This is a genomic window from Gordonibacter sp. RACS_AR68 (assembly GCF_030418485.1).
GTDB lineage: Bacteria > Actinomycetota > Coriobacteriia > Coriobacteriales > Eggerthellaceae > Gordonibacter > Gordonibacter urolithinfaciens.
The window spans coordinates 38,902-54,842 of sequence record NZ_JAIPUP010000007.1 but is presented as its reverse complement, the minus strand read 5'-3'; the positions used below and the strand labels follow the sequence as shown (position 1 = coordinate 54,842).

16 protein-coding genes are annotated in these 15,941 nt (G+C 69.8%); 14 read left to right on the top strand and 2 right to left on the bottom strand.

The features are described 5' to 3' along the window. The 13 genes from K9U15_RS13065 (at position 1) to gluQRS (ending at position 14,229) form a co-directional block, all read left to right on the top strand. Positions 1 to 1,089 (top strand): nickel-dependent hydrogenase large subunit, encoded by a 1,089-nt coding sequence (locus K9U15_RS13065; RefSeq protein ID WP_087189809.1) that lies wholly within the window; start codon positions 1 to 3, stop codon positions 1,087 to 1,089. A 6-nt stretch (positions 1,090 to 1,095) separates the two neighbouring features. After that, a complete protein-coding gene (locus tag K9U15_RS13060; RefSeq protein ID WP_087189808.1) occupies positions 1,096 to 1,464 on the top strand; it encodes a 4Fe-4S binding protein in 369 nt (122 codons plus the stop codon). Between the two features lie 181 nt (positions 1,465 to 1,645). Then, entirely contained in the window at positions 1,646 to 2,323 is a 678-nt protein-coding gene (locus K9U15_RS13055; protein WP_087189807.1) for a CDP-alcohol phosphatidyltransferase family protein, read from the top strand. A 258-nt stretch (positions 2,324 to 2,581) separates the two neighbouring features. Further along, the gene (locus K9U15_RS13050) at positions 2,582 to 4,678 is read left to right on the top strand and encodes a VanW family protein (protein WP_301156319.1); all 2,097 of its coding nucleotides are present in this window, start codon (positions 2,582 to 2,584) and stop codon (positions 4,676 to 4,678) included. Positions 4,679 to 4,685: 7 nt separating this feature from the next. Continuing rightward, entirely contained in the window at positions 4,686 to 5,990 is a 1,305-nt protein-coding gene (locus K9U15_RS13045) for a phenylacetate--CoA ligase family protein (protein ID WP_096228522.1), read from the top strand. Between the two features lie 3 nt (positions 5,991 to 5,993). Continuing rightward, a complete protein-coding gene (locus K9U15_RS13040) occupies positions 5,994 to 6,422 on the top strand; it encodes an amino acid-binding protein (protein ID WP_096228523.1) in 429 nt (142 codons plus the stop codon). Further along, the gene (locus tag K9U15_RS13035; RefSeq protein WP_096228524.1) at positions 6,409 to 7,803 is read left to right on the top strand and encodes a D-alanyl-D-alanine carboxypeptidase family protein; all 1,395 of its coding nucleotides are present in this window, start codon (positions 6,409 to 6,411) and stop codon (positions 7,801 to 7,803) included. The genes K9U15_RS13040 and K9U15_RS13035 overlap by 14 nt, the downstream gene beginning before the upstream one ends. A 28-nt stretch (positions 7,804 to 7,831) precedes the next feature. Further along, complete coding sequence (locus tag K9U15_RS13030; protein ID WP_096228525.1) at positions 7,832 to 8,275, top strand: FHA domain-containing protein; 444 nt, start codon at positions 7,832 to 7,834, stop codon at positions 8,273 to 8,275. Between the two features lie 821 nt (positions 8,276 to 9,096). After that, entirely contained in the window at positions 9,097 to 10,842 is a 1,746-nt protein-coding gene (locus K9U15_RS13025) for a thiamine pyrophosphate-dependent enzyme (RefSeq protein ID WP_096228526.1), read from the top strand. Then, entirely contained in the window at positions 10,835 to 11,449 is a 615-nt protein-coding gene (locus tag K9U15_RS13020; RefSeq protein ID WP_301156316.1) for an indolepyruvate oxidoreductase subunit beta, read from the top strand. The genes K9U15_RS13025 and K9U15_RS13020 overlap by 8 nt, the downstream gene beginning before the upstream one ends. Next, positions 11,446 to 11,907, top strand: coding sequence for an amino acid-binding protein (locus K9U15_RS13015; protein ID WP_096228528.1), 462 nt, complete (start codon positions 11,446 to 11,448; stop codon positions 11,905 to 11,907). Before K9U15_RS13020 ends, K9U15_RS13015 begins: the two co-directional genes overlap by 4 nt. A gap of 5 nt (positions 11,908 to 11,912) precedes the next feature. Further along, positions 11,913 to 13,277: a phenylacetate--CoA ligase family protein gene (locus tag K9U15_RS13010; protein WP_227115562.1), complete on the top strand. Its 1,365-nt coding sequence runs from the start codon at positions 11,913 to 11,915 to the stop codon at positions 13,275 to 13,277. A 10-nt stretch (positions 13,278 to 13,287) separates the two neighbouring features. Continuing rightward, entirely contained in the window at positions 13,288 to 14,229 is a 942-nt protein-coding gene (gene gluQRS / locus K9U15_RS13005) for a tRNA glutamyl-Q(34) synthetase GluQRS (RefSeq protein ID WP_096226493.1), read from the top strand. 9 nt (positions 14,230 to 14,238) lie between these two features. On the opposite strand, the gene K9U15_RS13000 is transcribed toward gluQRS, so the two are convergent. Further along, a complete protein-coding gene (locus K9U15_RS13000; protein WP_301156314.1) occupies positions 14,239 to 14,766 on the bottom strand; it encodes a hypothetical protein in 528 nt (175 codons plus the stop codon). Between the two features lie 211 nt (positions 14,767 to 14,977). Here K9U15_RS13000 and K9U15_RS12995 point away from each other — a divergent pair, with 211 nt between their 5' ends. Then, positions 14,978 to 15,406 carry a universal stress protein gene (locus tag K9U15_RS12995; RefSeq protein ID WP_161959726.1) on the top strand — a complete coding sequence of 143 codons (429 nt, stop codon included), beginning with the start codon at positions 14,978 to 14,980 and terminating at the stop codon, positions 15,404 to 15,406. Between the two features lie 42 nt (positions 15,407 to 15,448). Here the strand turns inward: K9U15_RS12995 and K9U15_RS12990 are convergent, their stop codons facing one another. After that, positions 15,449 to 15,883, bottom strand: a complete 435-nt coding sequence (locus K9U15_RS12990; RefSeq protein WP_123673505.1) for a lipocalin — start codon at positions 15,881 to 15,883, stop codon at positions 15,449 to 15,451. Between the last annotated feature and the right edge of the window lie 58 nt (positions 15,884 to 15,941).

Genomic DNA, 15,941 nt, shown 5'->3' with positions numbered 1-15,941 from the left:
ATGGGGAAGGCGACCGTCATCCCGTTCGGCCCGCAGCACCCGGTGCTGCCCGAGCCCCTGCACCTCGACCTGGTGGTGGAGGACGAGACCGTCATCGAGGCCGTGCCGCAGATCGGCTTCATCCACCGCGGGCTCGAGAAGCTCGTCGAGACGCGCGACTACAACCAGTTCATCTACGTGGCCGAGCGCATCTGCGGCATCTGCGCCTTCGGCCACTCCATGGGCTACGCCGAGACGGTGGAGAAGCTCATGGGCGTGGAGATCCCCGAGCGCGCCGAGTACCTGCGCGTCATCTGGCACGAGCTGTCCCGTGTCCACTCCCACGTGCTGTGGATGGGCCTGGCCGCCGACGCGTTCGGCTACGAGAGCCTGTTCATGCACTGCTGGCGCCTGCGCGAGCGGGTGCTCGACATCTTCGAGAAGACCACCGGCGGGCGCGTCATCTTCTCGGTGGTGAAGGTGGGCGGCGTCGTGCGCGACATCGACGAGGGCATGCTCGCCGAGATGAAGCGCGTGCTGGACGGCATAAAGGACGACTACCGCCAGCTGTGCAACGCGTTCCTCAAGGACACCTCGGTCAAGAACCGCACCGTGGGCATCGGCTACATCAGCCCGGAAGACGCGTTCTCCCTGAGCATGGTGGGCCCCTTCGCCCGCGCGTCCAACGTGAACAACGACGTGCGCTGCCTGGGCAACGGCGGCTACGGCAAGCTCGCCGACTTCCAGCCCGTGCTCGACACCCAGGGCGACTGCTACGCCCGCGTGAAGGTGCGCGCGCTGGAGGTGCTGCAGTCCATCGACATCATCGAGGAGATGATCGCGAAGATCCCCGCCGGCGACATCGCGGTGGACGTGAAGGGCTCGCCCGCGCCGGGGGCCGAGGCGGCCAACCTGGTGGAGCAGCCGCGCGGCGAGTGCTACTACTACGCGCGCGGCAACGGGTCGAAGTACCTGGAGCGCATGCGCATGCGCACGCCCACGTCGCAGAACCTGGCCGGCATGGCCACGGCGCTGGCCGGATGCGACCTGGCCGACGTCAACATGATCGTGCTGACCATCGACCCCTGCATCAGCTGCACGGAAAGGTAGGCGGGAATGGGATCGTTCAAACTGGGAAAGATGACGCTGAAGTCGCTGTTCGGCAAGCCGGAGACCATCCAGTACCCTGCCGAGCAGAAGACGCCTCCGCCGGGCCTCAAGGGCCACGTGACCAACAACGTGGACGCGTGCATCCTGTGCGGCATCTGCATGAAGCGCTGCCCCTGCGACGCCATCACGGTGGACAAGCCGGCCCGCACGTGGTCCATCAACCGCTTCCGCTGCGTGCAGTGCGGCACGTGCGTGCGCGAGTGCCCGAAGCAGTGCCTGGCCATGGAGCCCACCTACACGCCTCCCGCCACCGAGAAGCGCTCCGACGTGTTCGAGGTGCCCGAGCACGCGAAGGCGGCTGCGGGGCAGTCTTAAAAAACTGCGAAGGATGCGTGGGCGCGCCGGCGGGCGCGTGCAAAACTGCTAGAATAAACGCCGATAGGCAAGGGACCGGGCTTCGAGCCCGGTCTTTGCGTGGGGAGGCTGCTGCGACCTCTTGGCCGGCGGCACCGCGCAGGGCGGACGGCCCATTGGCAGGCGGCGGGAGAAGAGGACGATGGCAGGCAAAGAAGCGCGTGAGACCGGAGGTCGGAAGGGCAGGGAAGAGGCGAGCGACCGCATCTTCACCGTGCCGAACATAATATCGCTCATCCGGCTGTGCCTCGTGCCCATATTCCTCGTGCTGCTGTTCAACGGCTACGACCTTATGGCCACGTTCCTGTTCGCGCTGGCCGCGGGCACGGATTGGGTCGACGGGCAGATCGCCCGGCGCACGCACGCCGTGTCGAGGCTCGGGCAGCTTCTGGACCCGGCCGTCGACCGCATCCTCATGATAGCGGGCGTGGCCGGCCTGTTCCTGGTGGGACGGCTGCCGTTGTGGATCATCCTCGTGGTGCTGATACGCGACCTGGCCCTGCTCGTGGGCGGCGCGGTGCTGCTCAAGCGCTACCGCGTTCGCGTGGCGGTGGTCTACGCGGGCAAGGTGGCCACCACGCTCCTGTTCGTGGGCTTCGCCGGCCTGCTGCTGAACTGGCCGCTGCTAAACGGCCTCGGCGTGGTGGACGCCGCCTGGCTGCCGGGCCTCGCGGCGGGCCCGTACTCGTGGGGCATCTGGTTCGTGTACGCGGGGCTCGTGCTCGCGCTCCTCACCACGGTCTACTACGCCCTTTCCGCGCTCGCGAAGGTGCGCGCCGCCAAGCGCGAAGCCGCATCCGCCCAGCCGGAGCGACGGTAGCCGATGGCGGGAAGGACGCCGGGCACGGGCGGCGCGCCGAGGCGCCAGCGCACGGATCCGCAGCCGGCCTCGCGGCAGGGCCCTTTGCGTCCCGCGTCCCGCGCCGCAAAGGGCCCTGCCGCCGGAGCCGGGCGCGCTTCTTCGCCCGCATCGCCCAAGGCGGGAAGGCCCTCTGCCCGCGCATCCCATGCCGCGGCGACCCGCAAGGGCGGCGCATCCCCTGCGCGCGGGCAGGCTTCCCCCTCTTACAACGCCCCCTTGCTCTGGACGAAGGGCGCCCCGGGCAAGCCGCCTGCAGGAGGCCCCGTCCGCCGCGCGCTCGGATTCACGGGGCGGGCGCTGTTGTCCGTGCTCGCGCTCGCCGGGCGCGGGGCAAGCTGGGCCGCGCGCTCCCTCGGCTCGCTGGTGCGTCGCAGCCGCGTGGCGCTGGCCGTGACGGTGCTGGCAGCGGCGCTCGTGGCAGGCGGCGCGGTTGACTTTGGGCTGAACTGGGGAAAGGCCTACGCCGGCGTGAGCATCGGGGAGGTGGACGTGTCCGGCAAGGATGCCGAGGAGATGCGCGCGCTGGTGGAGCAGGCCTACGCCGCGCGCCTCGCGGCGGGCTCCGCCACCGTCTTCGCGAGCGACGACGCCGCAGCGCGGGTCGCCGACGCGGCGGCCCAGGCCGAGGACGAGGCCCTGGCCGAACAGCGCTCCGTGGAGGAGGCGCGGGCGGCCAAGCAGCTGTGGACGGCCGACGCAACCGCGCTCGGAGCCGTGCTGCCCGCCGAGCAGCTGGTGGAGGAGGCGCTCGCGGTGGGGCGCGAGGAGGGCGGGCTGGGCGCGCGCCTCGCGGCGCTCTTCGGCGGATGGACCGTCGAGGTGCGGGCCGACTACGATGCGGGCGCGCTGGAGGAGCTGGCCGCCGACATAGACGCGACCATCGGCAGCCCGCGCGTGGACTTCGGTTTGGCCGTGGACGCGGGGCAGGCGCGCGTCACGGAGGGGCACGACGGCTCCATGGTCGACCGCGCGGCGTTCGCCCGCGAGCTCGACCGGGCCTACCTTACGAGCCCGGACGGCAGGGGCTCCTTCGTGGCGCGCGCGGAATACGCGCCCCTGCGCATCGACCGCAACGAGGCCCAGGCGGCCTGCGATGCCGTTAACGCCGCCATCGCCGACGGCGCGCGCTTCACCTGGGCGGGCACCTCTTGGGAGGCGACTGCTGCCGACCTGGGAGAATGGGTGGTCGCCACGCCTGTTGAGCACGACGGCGGCTGGGTTCTCGCACCGTCGCTGGACGAGGCGAAGGCGAAGCCCGCCATCCTCGCCCACGTGCAGCAGACGCGCACGGGCGACCCCGTGCACGTGACGTTCGAGCGCGCAGACGACGAGGTGCGCGTGCGCACGGACGGCGCGGGCGAGGTGCCGCTCGCGGCCGAGACGGCGCGGGCGCTCGACGCGGCGCTGTTCGGGGCCGGCGACGGCGCGGGGGGCGACGGCGGCTCCGCGAGCGCGCACCGGCCCGGCCCCGGGCAGCCCGTCGAGGTGGCGGTGGGCAGCGGCACCGCCCCCGAGACGTCCACGTTCGACGAGGCCGTCTCGCTCGGGCTCGTGGCCGAGATATCCTCGTACACGACCGAGTTCACGAGCGGCGCGGGCACCGAGAACCGCAACCACAACATCCGCCTCGTATCCGACCTGCTGAACAACTCCGTGGCCCCGGCAGGCGGCACCTGGTCGTTCAACGGCACGTCGGGCGAGTGCAACGCCGAGCGCGGCTTCCTGGGCGCAGGCGCCATCATCGACGGGGAGTACGACGACGCCGTGGGCGGCGGCATCTGCCAGGTGGCCACCACCGTGTTCAACGCGGTGTACGACGCCGGCTACCCCGTTCCCACGCGCCACAACCACTCGCTCTACATCGCCAGCTACCCCGCCGGCCGCGACGCGGCGGTCAGCTGGGACGAGCTCGACCTCGTGTGGAAGAACGACGGCGCTTCCGATGTTTTGATGCGCACCAGCTACACCGACACGTCCGTAACCGTTACACTGTACGGAGTCGATCCGGGCTACCACGTGAGCACCGACGTGGGGGAGTGGACCGAGGGGGAGAAGCACAAGACCAAGACCAAGCGCGACGACTCCATGGCGCCGGGCACGAGCTACGTCAAGACCGCGGGCACCGATGGCAGGAAGATCACGGTGATCCGCACGGTGACTTCCTCCGACGGAAGCATCCTGCACGAGGACCCGTTCTACTCGACGTACGATCCCATCACCGAGGTCGTGGTCGCGGGCCCCGAGACCCAGGAGAAGACGGACGGCGCGGCCGCCGGGGACGACGCCGCGAAGAAGCAGAACGAGGAAAGGTGACCGACCCGTGTACTACCAGCCAGACATCGAAACCATGCCGCGCGAGCAGCTGCGCGAGCTCCAGCTCGAGCGCATGAAGCAAAGCGTCCGCCACGCCTACGACAACGTGGCGTTCTACCAGCAGTCCTTCAATGAGGCGGGCGTCGTCCCCGACGACCTCCAGACCCTCGAGGACTTGGAGCGCCTCCCGTTCGTCGTGAAGCAGGACATGCGCGACGCCTACCCGTTCGGGCTGTTCGCCGTGCCGCAGAAGGACGTGGCGCGCATCCACGCCTCCTCCGGCACGACGGGCCAGGCCACGGTGGTGGGCCACACGGCGTCGGACCTCAAGAACTGGGGCGACTGCTTCGCCCGCGGCATCGCCATGGTGGGCGGCGACGAGAACTCCACCATCCAGGTATCCTACGGCTACGGCCTGTTCACGGGCGGTCTGGGCGCGCACGCCGGCGGCGAGGCCATGGGCTGCTCGGTCATCCCCACGTCGTCGGGCAACACGCGCCGGCAGGTGCAGATGATGAAGGACTGCGGCACGGACATCCTGGCCTGCACGCCCTCGTACGCGCTCCTCATCGCGGACACCGCCATCGAGATGGGCTACGACCCGGCCACCGAGTTCAAGATCTCGGGCGGCATCTTCGGCGCCGAGCCGGCGTCGGACAACATGCGCGAGGAGATAGCCTCCAAGCTGGGCATCCAGTACTGCGACGTGTACGGCTTGTCCGAGATCATGGGCCCGGGCGTGGCCATGGAGTGCGCGGAACGCGCCGGCCTGCACGTGGCCGAGGACCACTTCTACTGCGAGATCCTGAACCCCGAGACGCTCAAGCCCGTGCCCGACGGCGAGTGGGGCGAGCTCGTCATCACCACGCTCACCCGCGAGTGCTGCCCGCTCGTGCGCTACCGCACGCGCGACGTCACGCGCATCATCTCCGAGCCGTGCGCATGCGGGCGCACGCACCGCAAGATCGACCAGCTGCGCGGCCGCACCGACGACATGCTCATCATCCGCGGCGTGAACGTGTTCCCCTCGCAGATCGAGCAGGTCATCACCGGCTTCCCGGAGATCGCCACGCACTATCAGATCATCCTCACCACGCGCGGCCCGCTCGATCACGTGGAGCTGCAGGTGGAGACGGTGCCCGACTTCCCGATCGACGAGGTGCGCAAGATCGAGGACCTGAAGCGTCGCCTGGGCGCGGAGCTGAAGAGCAACCTGCAGGTGTCGGTGGAGGTCAAGATCGTCGAGCCGAAGACCATTGCCCGCAGCGAGGGCAAAGCGAAGCGCGTCATCGACCAGAGGGAAGGGAAGTAAGCCATGATCGACCAGCTGACCGTGTTCCTGGAGAACGAGAAGGGGCGCCTGGCCGCCGCCTGCCAGACCCTCGCCGACGCGGGCATCAACCTGCATGCGCTGAACCTGGCCGACACGGCCGACTTCGGCGTCGTGCGCCTGCTGTGCGACACGCCCGAGGCGGCGTCCGGCGCGCTCAAGGCCGCCGGCTACCGTGCGGCCGTGACCCCCGTGCTGGGCGTGCGCGTGCCCAACGTGCCGGGCGGCCTGGCCAAGCTGCTTTCCTTCATGGACGAGCAGGAAGCCAACATAGAGTACGGCTATTGTTTTTCCGTGAACGAGAACGTTGCCATTGACGTGCTCAAGGTGGACGGCGATAGTGGGATCGAGGAGAAGCTGAAAGCTGCCGGTTTCGAGCCGGTACGACCCGAAGACATCTATGACCTGGACTAACACGATAAAGCAGACCGTGAAGGCACGGCGCGCGGGCCTGGTGGCTTGCGCGCTCGCCTTCACGCTTGCCTGGGGCGTTGCCGCGCCCGCACCGGCGCTCGCCGATGTGCGCAAGGCCGACGTCGTCTACGGCCAGACGGTGGAGGCGCGCGACCTGTCGGTGGCGCAGTGCCCGAACATCGACGCGGAGTACGCGCTGGTCATGGACGCGGACGGCACCGTCTACTTCGAGCGCAACGCCACCAGCCCCACGCAGATCGCCTCCATCACGAAGGTCATGACGGCCATCGTGGCGCTGGATGCCGTGGCTTCCGGCGCCGTGTCGCTCGATTCGACCGTTACCGTCTCGGCGGCCGCCGCGGCGGTGGGCGAATCGTCGGCAGGGTTGCAGGAGGGCGACGCCATGCCGCTCGAGGTGGCGCTCAAGGCGCTGCTCGTGCCGTCGGGCAACGACGCCGCCGTGGCCATCGCCGAGACGATCGGCGGCAGCGAGGACGCGTTCGTGGCCTCCATGAACGCGAAGGCGGCGGAACTCGGCTGCACCGACACCGTGTTCGAGAACCCGCACGGCTTGGACGACGGCGAGTTCGCCGGCGACCAGCACAGCTGCGCCGCCGACGTGGCGAAGATGGCCCGGTACGCCATGAGGAACGAGACGTTCCGCACCATCGTCGGCGGCGGCGACACGGGCATCGTGGTGGATCGCGCGGACGGCACGAGGGCCACCATCGAGCTGGAGTCCACCGACGAGCTCATGGACTACTACGACAAGGCCATCGGCATCAAGACCGGCTTCACGGCGCTCGCAGGCCCCTCGTTCGCCGGCGCGGCGAGCAACGGCGAGCTGGAGCTCTACGCCATCGTCATCCACTCGACGTCCGAGGCGCAGCGCTTCAACGACGCCGAGACGCTGTTCGAGTGGGTCTACGGGCACGAGATGGACTATCCGCTGGCCAACAGCGCCCAGACGACCTCCATGACGGCGGGTGGCCAGACGTCCGAAGTGCCCGTGGTGGCCGAGGTGCCGCACACGGAATGGATCGACAAGACCGTGAAGGCCACGCTCTCCGACCCCGAGGCGTCGGTGCGCATATTCGACCTGAACGGCAACGTGAGCCAGTCGCTCGAGTTCGACGAGGTCAAGGGCGACGTGAAGGCCGGCGACAAGGTGGGTACGATCACGTTCAAGCAGCGCAACGCCACCATCGCCACGCTCGACCTCGTGGCCTGCGAGGACGTGGCGGCGCCCGACGTGTTCCAGGGCATCGGCATCTGGTGGGACCGCCTGTTCAGGGGCCTGTCCGGCCAGCCCCAGGCCGCCTCGGCCGTCACGCTGAACGAGACGCCGCTCGTCGTAGACAAGACCGCCGTCGCCGGCTAGGCGGCGCGCCCGATAGAAGGAGCCGCACATGACCGAGAGATGCCCCGTATGCAACAACGAGCTGGCGCCTGACGACGCGGCGTGCCCGCACTGCGGCTTCAAGCTGCTCGGCTCCACGCAGCGCTTCGCCCCCGTGGCGCTGCCCGACGAGTCGTTCTCGCCCGAGGCCAAGCCCGCCGCAGCAGCAGCCCTGCGCGTCGTGCGCGGCCCGCAGACCGGCGTGGTCATCCAGCTGGGCGACGCGCCGCAGACCATCGGCCGCAGTCCCCAGCGCGACGTGTTCCTGAACGACATGACCGTGTCGCGCGAGCACGCGCTCATCGAGCCGTGCGAGGGCGGCTACGCCATCCATGACACGAATTCCTTCAACGGCGTGTGGGTGAACAACGACAGCGTGGACGCCCCGCGCAAGCTGTGCAATGGCGACGTGATCCAGATAGGCGCGTTCTGCCTGCTGTACCAGGAGGAATAGGGGAGCGACGCCCGGTAGCGTGAGGCCGCCACCGGGCGTCGCCAAGCCCATGCGCGCGCCGGCGGGCGAAGCGGTCGTCGTGATCTTCGTCCGCCAGCCGGTTGCTCCTGCACCCGCCAGCCGGTTGCTCCCTCATCATCGCCGAGCGTTTCCTTCGCCAACCCCCTGCGCCCTCATCCGTCTGCCGTACCCTCGTTGGCGACCAGCCATCGGCCGCGCTATCAGCCGCATGCCCTCCACCTATTAGCCGATTGCCCTCGGTATCAACCGGCGAGGCCCTTTTTTTCACCAGCCGGCCGGGGCCGTGCGGACAAGGGCGGCCGCCCCGGCGCATGCGGTGGACCTCCGGGACGTTCCGGTGCGCCGGGGGCGGCTCTCATCGCCCGCACGGCCCCGACCGGCTGATAAAAAGAGAGCCACTTCCTCCTTCCTTCTCCGCAAAGCCCCGCGCTTCCCCATGTGCTCGTATACATGACCAAAAGACTAATGGACGAGATCGGAGGCTGTGGCATGATCTCCGCGCATCGTGCGCTGCCGTGACTTCCGCGACCTGGTGCTTTCCCGATGTTGTCCGTGCGGAGGCGTGGGAAACGTGCCATAGGCTCCGATCTCGTCCCGGAGGTAGCGTTTCCTCGAAGCGGACGAGTCGAGGGGCCCTCGCCGCTGTTCCCGGAAGCTCCTGCGGACGTGCCACCCTCGTGCGGCGCCCGCCGATGCGCCCCCTTCCGCGGATTTCCTCCGCCTACGACGGTTGAGCGGGCCGCTCGGCATTCGTTGCCGTATAATTCGCCATGGTAATCTCAAGCGGGGGAAGGTCGCTTATGGAATTGATGTCAGGAAACGAAGCCATCGCCCAGGGGGCATGGGAGGCCGGCGCGCACATCGGCGTCGCCTATCCCGGCACGCCCTCAACCGAGACGCTCGAGGCGTTCGCCAAGAAGGACGGCGTGTACGCCGAGTGGTGCGTGAACGAGAAGGTGGCCGTCGAGGTGGGGGTGGGAGCCTCCGCCGCGGGCGCGCGCGTGCTGTCCACCATGAAGCACGTGGGCGTGAACGTGGCGGCCGACCCGCTGTTCACCGCCGCCTACACGGGCGTGGGGGGCGGCCTGGTGGTGCTGGCCGCCGACGACCCCGGCATGTACTCGTCGCAGAACGAGCAGGACTCGCACCACTACGCCCGCGCGGCGCACATCCCCATGCTCGATCCCGCCGACTCCGCCGAGGCGCTGCGCTTCACGCGAGAGGCCTACGAGCTGTCCGAGCGCTTCGACGTGCCGGTGTTCATCCGCTCCACGGTGCGCGTGTCGCACACGAAGACGCCGGTGGAGCCCGGCCCGCGCGCCCAGGCAGCGCTCAAGCCCTACGAGAAGGACGCGGCGAAGTGGGTCATGATGCCCGCCTTCGCCAAACCGCGCCGCCGCGACCAGCTGGCGCGCGTCGAGGCGCTGCGCGCGTGGGCCGAGACGTGCCCCTACAACGAGGTCGTGCGCCGCGGCGACGCCGTGGGCGTCGTGTGCGCGGGCGCCGTGTACCAGCATGTGGTCGAGGCGCTGCCGGACGCGTCGGTTTTCAAGCTGGGCTGCACCTGGCCGCTGCCCGCCGAGGCGCTGCGCGCCTTCGCCGCGAGCGTTGAGGCGCTCTACGTGGTGGAGGAGGCGTCCGAGTACCTGACCGAAAGCGTGCGCGCGCTGGGTATCGAGGCAGCCCCGTTCGCGCATCCGCTGCCGGCCGACGGCGAGCTCACGCCCGGGCTCGTCCGCGCCGCCTTCGGGCTCGCGGAGCCCCCGCACGCCCCGACGCCCGAGGGCCTTCCCGGCCGCCCGCCGGCGCTCTGCCCCGGCTGCCCGCACCGCCTGGTGTTCAAGGAGCTCACGCGCCTCAAGGCCATCGTCACCGGCGACATCGGCTGCTACACGCTGGGCGCGCTGCCGCCGCTGTCCGCCATGGACACGTGCGTGGACATGGGCGCGTCGGTGTCGATGGCGCACGGCTTCGAGCTGGCGCTGGCGGGGACGGAGCATCGCCCGGTGGTGGCCGTCATCGGGGACTCCACGTTCGCGCATTCGGGCCTGTCGTCGCTCATCTCCACCGTGTACAACCGCGGCGGGGGCACGGTGTGCGTGCTCGACAACCGCACGACGGCCATGACGGGCCGCCAAGGCAACCCCTTCAACGGCGAGACGCTGCAGAAGCGCCCGAGCCGCGAGCTGGACCTGGAGGGCGTCGTGCGCGCGCTGGGCGTGGAGGACGTGCGCACCGTCGACCCGCACGATGCGCGTGCCGTGCGCGCAGCGCTCAAGGACGCCACGGGCACCGACGAGCTGTCCGTGCTCGTGTTCCGCGCGCCCTGCGTGCTGCTCGACCGCACGCGCAAGCCGGCCTTCCTGGTCACGGGGGCCTGCACGGCGTGCGGCGTGTGCCCGACGCTCGGCTGCCCGGCCATCGCCAAGGACGCCGGAACGGGCTGCGCCAGCATCGATCCGGGCCTGTGCATCGGGTGCGGCCAGTGCGCCCAGTACTGCGCCTTCAACGCTATCGAGCAGCCGGAAGGGGGCTCCCATGAGTAACGAGAACGCGACCACCGTGCTGCTCTGCGGCGTGGGCGGCCAGGGCACCATCCTGGCAGCCGACCTTCTGGCCCATGCGGCACTCGAGGCCGGCACCTCGGTGAAGGTGTCGGAGATCCACGGCATGGCCCAGCGCGGCGGCGCCGTGACCACCGTGGTGCGCTTCGGCGACGAGGTGTCCTCCATGGTGTGCGACCCCGGAACGGCCGACTGCGTCGTGTCGTTCGAGACGACCGAGGCGCTGCGCAACCTGTCGTTTTTGGCCGAGGACGGCTACCTGCTGGTGGCCGACGAGGCCATAAAGCCGCTGCCCGTTGCCACGGGGCGCGCCTCCATGCCCGCCCGGGCCCGCGAGACGCTCGCCGACAGGGGAGCCACGCTCATCCCGGCAGGGGAGCTGGCCCGCGAGGCGGGCAGCGCCAAGTCGGTGAACGTCGTGCTGCTGGGCGCGCTGTCCACGCGGCTGCCGTTTGCCGTCGGGGCATGGGAGCGCGTCTTGGCCGACCGCGTGCCGACCAAGACCGTGGAGGCGAACCTGGCGGCATTCCGCGCCGGTCGCGCGTTCGCCCTGCCAGCCGACGGCGCGGAGGGGGTGCGGGAAGCATGAGCGTTCAGCAGATCAGCGTGTTCCTGGAAAGCCAGCCGGGGCATCTGCGCCGTGTGCTCGACGCGTTCGAGGACGCGCACGTGAGCGTGCGCGGCTACAGCGCCTCCGACACGGGAGACTACGGCATCGTGCGTTTCATCGTGGACGACCCCCTGCGCGCGCTGGACGTGCTCGTGGACATGGGTGCCGCCGCCACGACGACCGATGTGCTGTGCGCGCGCCTGAACGACGAGCCGGGCGAGCTCGCACGGGTCATGGGCGTCATGGCCGACTGCGGCATCAACGTCACGTACAGCTACTCGCTCATATCCACCTATATCGCGCTGTCCGTGAAGGACCTTGCGCGCGCGGAGCAGCTGCTGGCGGGCGAGCCGGTGGAGCTCATCGGTCAGGACGACCTGGCGCGGGCGCTCGGCTCCGACGGCCCCAGCGCCACGGCGTGCACCGAGGGGCGGTGAGCGCCGTGGCAGACCTGACCGCGAAGGGAGCCGCCCTTGCGGCGGCCCGCGCCGGCGACTTCGCCGGCCTGCCCGTCTACGACCGCGCCAGGGAGTGCGCACCGCGCGAGGAGGTGCGCGCGCTCCAGCTGGAGAAGCTGAAGGCCCAGGTGGCTTGGACCTACGATCGCGTGGCGTGGTACCGCGAGCGCATGGACGCCCTCGGCGTGGCGCCGGGAGACATCCGCTCGCTCGACGACGTGCGCAAGCTGCCGTTCACGGACAAGTCCGTGCTGCGCGACACGTTTCCCTACGGTCTGTTCGCTGTGCCGCTCGACGAGGTAGTGGAGCTGCACGCCTCTTCCGGCACGACCGGCAAGCCCATCGTCGTGGGCTACAACGCGCACGACATGGACGTGTGGAGCGACTGCATCGCACGCCTGGCGCAGATGGCGGGCGTCGTGCCCGGCGACCGCGTGCAGATGGCGTTCGGCTACGGCATGTTCACCGGAGGTTTCGGCCTGCACTACGGCTGCCAGAAGCTCGGCTGCATGATGATCCCCGCCGGCTCGGGCAACACCGAGCGGCACATCGCCATGATAGGGGACTACGGCACCACGGTGCTCATTGCCACGCCCTCCTACGCCCTGCATATGTGCGAGGTGGGGGAGCGGCTGGGATTCGACTGGGAGGCGTCCACGCTGCGCGTGGGCCTGTTCGGGGGCGAGCCGTGCCCGCCGGGCCTCAAGGCCGAGATCGAGGAGCGCATGCACATCGTATGTACCGACAACTACGGCCTGACCGAGGTCATGGGCCCGGGCGTGTCGGGCGAGTGCCTGGCGGCACGCGACATGCAGCATATCGCCGAGGACCATTTCCTGTGGGAGGTCGTGGATCCCGAGACCGGCGAGCCGGTGGGCGAGGGCGAGATGGGCGAGCTCGTGCTCACGCCGCTCGACAAGCAGGCCATCCCCGTGCTGCGCTACCGCACGCACGACCTGACGCGCGTGGTATGCGAGCCTTGCGCCTGCGGCCGCACGAGCGCGCGCATGCAGAAGGTGCGCGCCCGCTGCGACGATATGCTCATCATCCGCGGCACGAACGTGTTCCCGAGCCAGGTGGAGGACGTGCTCTCCGGCATCCGGGGCGTCACGCCGCACTACCGCATCGTCGTGGAGACGGCGAACGGCCTCGACAGGATGACGGTGCACGTGGAGCTGAAGCCCGAGGCGTTCTCGGACTCGTTCGAGGAGATGGAGGGCCTGCGGCGCGCCATAGAGGAGAAGCTCAAGGGCGTGCTCCTGGTGGGCGTGCGCGTGAAGCTGGTGGAGCCGGGCGGCATCGAGCGCACCACCGGCAAGGCCAAGCACGTGGAAGACCTGAGGAAGTAGGGGGCACCGCATGGCCGCCGCCTCGCCAACCGTCCCCGTCGTCGGGCGTTTCGCGCCGTCCCCGACCGGGAGGATGCATGCGGGCAACGTGTTCGCGGCGCTCGTCGCCTGGCTCGTGGCGAAGTCGCAGGGCGGGCGGATGGTGCTGCGCATCGAGGACCTCGACGCCGAGCGCTCCAAGCCGGCCTATATCGACGCGGTGCAGCGCGATTTCGAGGCGCTCGGCCTCACCTGGGACGAGGGGCCGTACTTCCAGCACGACCGCACGGAGGCCTATCGCGCCGCCTTCGACGGGCTGGCCGCGCGCGGGCTCGTGTACCCCTGCTTCTGCACGCGCGCCGACCTGCACGCCGCCTCCGCGCCGCATCGGGGCGAGAAGCCGGTGTACCCGGGCACGTGCCGGGAGCTTTCCGCCGCAGAGCGCGCCTCACGTGCGCTGGAGCGCACGCCCGCCCAGCGCCTGCGGGTGCCCCATGAGGAGGTGGCGTTCACCGACCAGGTGCAGGGCCCCTATGCGCAGAACCTCGCGCAGGACTGCGGCGACTTCCTCGTTCGCCGCTCGGACGGGGCGTACGCCTACCAGCTGGCCGTGGTGGTGGACGATGCCGAGCAGGGCGTGAGCTCGGTGGTGCGCGGCGTGGACCTCTTGTGCTCGACGCCGCAGCAGATCTACCTGCAGAGCTTGCTGGGGCTGCCGCATCCGGACTACGCGCACGTCCCGCTGCTCGTCGCCGAGCGCGACCGGCGCCTCTCGAAGCGGGACCGCGACGCCGCCCTCGATGCGCTGCTCGCGCGCTTCAAGACGCCCGCGGCCGTCGTCGGACACATCGCCGGCCTCACCGGCCTCGCGCCCACCTGCGACCCCGCCACCCCCGAGGAGCTGCTCGCGACGTTCGACCTCGCCGCCCTGCCGACAGCCTTCCCCGACCTCGTGCAGGTGCGCTGGGAGTAGGTACTCGACCTACAGCCCGGCGAACAGGATGCCCACGAGGGCGACGACGGCTATGATGGCCAGGGTGAACAGGATGGTGGCGAGGGGCAGGTGGTCGAGGCGCGCGGCGTGCGCACGGGAGGCCATGCGGGGATCTTGCGAGGAGGCGCTCTCCTTGGGACGGTCGGGCCGCTGCACGATGAAGAACCACACCATGGCGACAAGCAAAGCCACGAACGCCACGTCGTTGACCAGGGTGGCCGCAGAGGCGAGCAGGGCGTTGCCGGCCAGCTTCGCCCCTTCGAACGCGAGCAGCGTGGCCACGAGCACGCAGGCTGCGAGCAGCACCACGGCCATGCGCCGCCCCATCTTGCGGACGCCGCCCGCACCGGAGAGCCCGGCCGCGGACCCGTCGGCGCTCTCGGCCTCCTCGACGGCTGCGGCGCCTCCCGCCACGAGGAACAGCCACTTCCCCTTCCAGAACATGAACGCTGCCAGCGCGAACGCGACGAGTGCCGCCGTGGCCGCCGCAAAGGCGGCGATAGTGGTGCCATCCATCCGAAACCTCGCAGTCTTGTATCGTATCCTTGGTTGCCTTCGGCTTGATTATAGCGCTCCTGCCGATGGGGAGGGGTCGGCTGCCGATGGGTTCTCTGGAGATTGCGGGCATGGTAGAATGAGGGAATCGAGCAAGGTGCCTGATGGGCTGCCGGTTCGCGCAGCCTTGGACACGGGAGAAAGCGGGTCTGCTATGGGTTATGGAGCGATCTTGGTCGCATACGATGGTTCGGCACCCTCGAACCGTGCACTGGCGGACGCCCTCGAGCTCGTTGAATGCGGGCTGGGCTCGCGGGTGGTGGTGCTGAGCGTCAGCGATCCTCTGAAGATGGAGGATCCCGCATTCGTAGCCGCGGCGCGCGCTGCAGGCGTGCTGCTGTCGCTCGGCGGCGACGAGAAGGCGAGCCTCGAAGCCCTCGAGGAGCAGGTTGCCGACCGCATCGCGGGCCACGGAGGCGCGGTCGACCTGCGCGTGGCGTTCGGGAAGCCCCAGGAGGCCATCGTCCGCGAGGCGGCTCAGGAGCCCTGCGGCCTCATCGTCATGGGCAGCCGCGGTCTGGGCGCCATCAAGGGCATGCTTGGCAGCGTGAGCTCGGCCGTGCTCCACGCCTCGCCCGTGCCGGTGCTCATCACGAAGTAATCGTGCAGGCAGCCGGCGCCTGCACATTTTGCCCGCATGCCGTCAGGCGAACAGCAGCGACAGGGCCGTGAGCACGATGCAGGTGGCTGCGAGGGTGACGGCCAGGCGCGAAGAGCCGCCGGCGAAGTAGGGGCGGCCGTGCACCTTGCAGTGGCAGGCCACGGTCCACACGATGCAGCCACCGTATGCCAGGAGCGCCACGCCGCTCACCACGAAGCCGGCCTGCACGAACAGGGCGCTGCCCGCCAACCGCCCCATCTCGGACGCCATGAGCGTGGCGACCACCGCGAAGCAGGCGACCATGACCCAGGAGAGGCGTCGGCCCGTCTCGCGGGTGCCGGCGGGGAAGAACGTGCCCTTCCTCGTGTGCTCGGGCCGGGCCACGAGGAACTGCCAGCGACCGTTCCATAATTGGACGGCCAGCAGGGCCGACGCGACGAGCAGCGCGATCCCCACCGCGAAACGGACGATCTCCATAGCGCATCCTCCTTGCTCTGTCGCGCCTGCCCGACGGCCGAGCGCCGGGCAGGCTGCG

Coding starts and splice junctions, on each gene's coding strand:
- K9U15_RS13030 (WP_096228525.1), top strand. CDS start 7,832: ATGACCGAGAGATGCCCCGTATGCAACAACGAGCTGGCGCCTGACGAC.
- K9U15_RS13060 (WP_087189808.1), top strand. CDS start 1,096: ATGGGATCGTTCAAACTGGGAAAGATGACGCTGAAGTCGCTGTTCGGC.
- K9U15_RS13040 (WP_096228523.1), top strand. CDS start 5,994: ATGATCGACCAGCTGACCGTGTTCCTGGAGAACGAGAAGGGGCGCCTG.
- K9U15_RS13065 (WP_087189809.1), top strand. CDS start 1: ATGGGGAAGGCGACCGTCATCCCGTTCGGCCCGCAGCACCCGGTGCTG.
- gluQRS (WP_096226493.1), top strand. CDS start 13,288: ATGGCCGCCGCCTCGCCAACCGTCCCCGTCGTCGGGCGTTTCGCGCCG.
- K9U15_RS13020 (WP_301156316.1), top strand. CDS start 10,835: ATGAGTAACGAGAACGCGACCACCGTGCTGCTCTGCGGCGTGGGCGGC.
- K9U15_RS13025 (WP_096228526.1), top strand. CDS start 9,097: ATGGAATTGATGTCAGGAAACGAAGCCATCGCCCAGGGGGCATGGGAG.
- K9U15_RS13035 (WP_096228524.1), top strand. CDS start 6,409: ATGACCTGGACTAACACGATAAAGCAGACCGTGAAGGCACGGCGCGCG.
- K9U15_RS13055 (WP_087189807.1), top strand. CDS start 1,646: ATGGCAGGCAAAGAAGCGCGTGAGACCGGAGGTCGGAAGGGCAGGGAA.
- K9U15_RS13015 (WP_096228528.1), top strand. CDS start 11,446: ATGAGCGTTCAGCAGATCAGCGTGTTCCTGGAAAGCCAGCCGGGGCAT.
- K9U15_RS13000 (WP_301156314.1), bottom strand. CDS start 14,766: ATGGATGGCACCACTATCGCCGCCTTTGCGGCGGCCACGGCGGCACTC.
- K9U15_RS12990 (WP_123673505.1), bottom strand. CDS start 15,883: ATGGAGATCGTCCGTTTCGCGGTGGGGATCGCGCTGCTCGTCGCGTCG.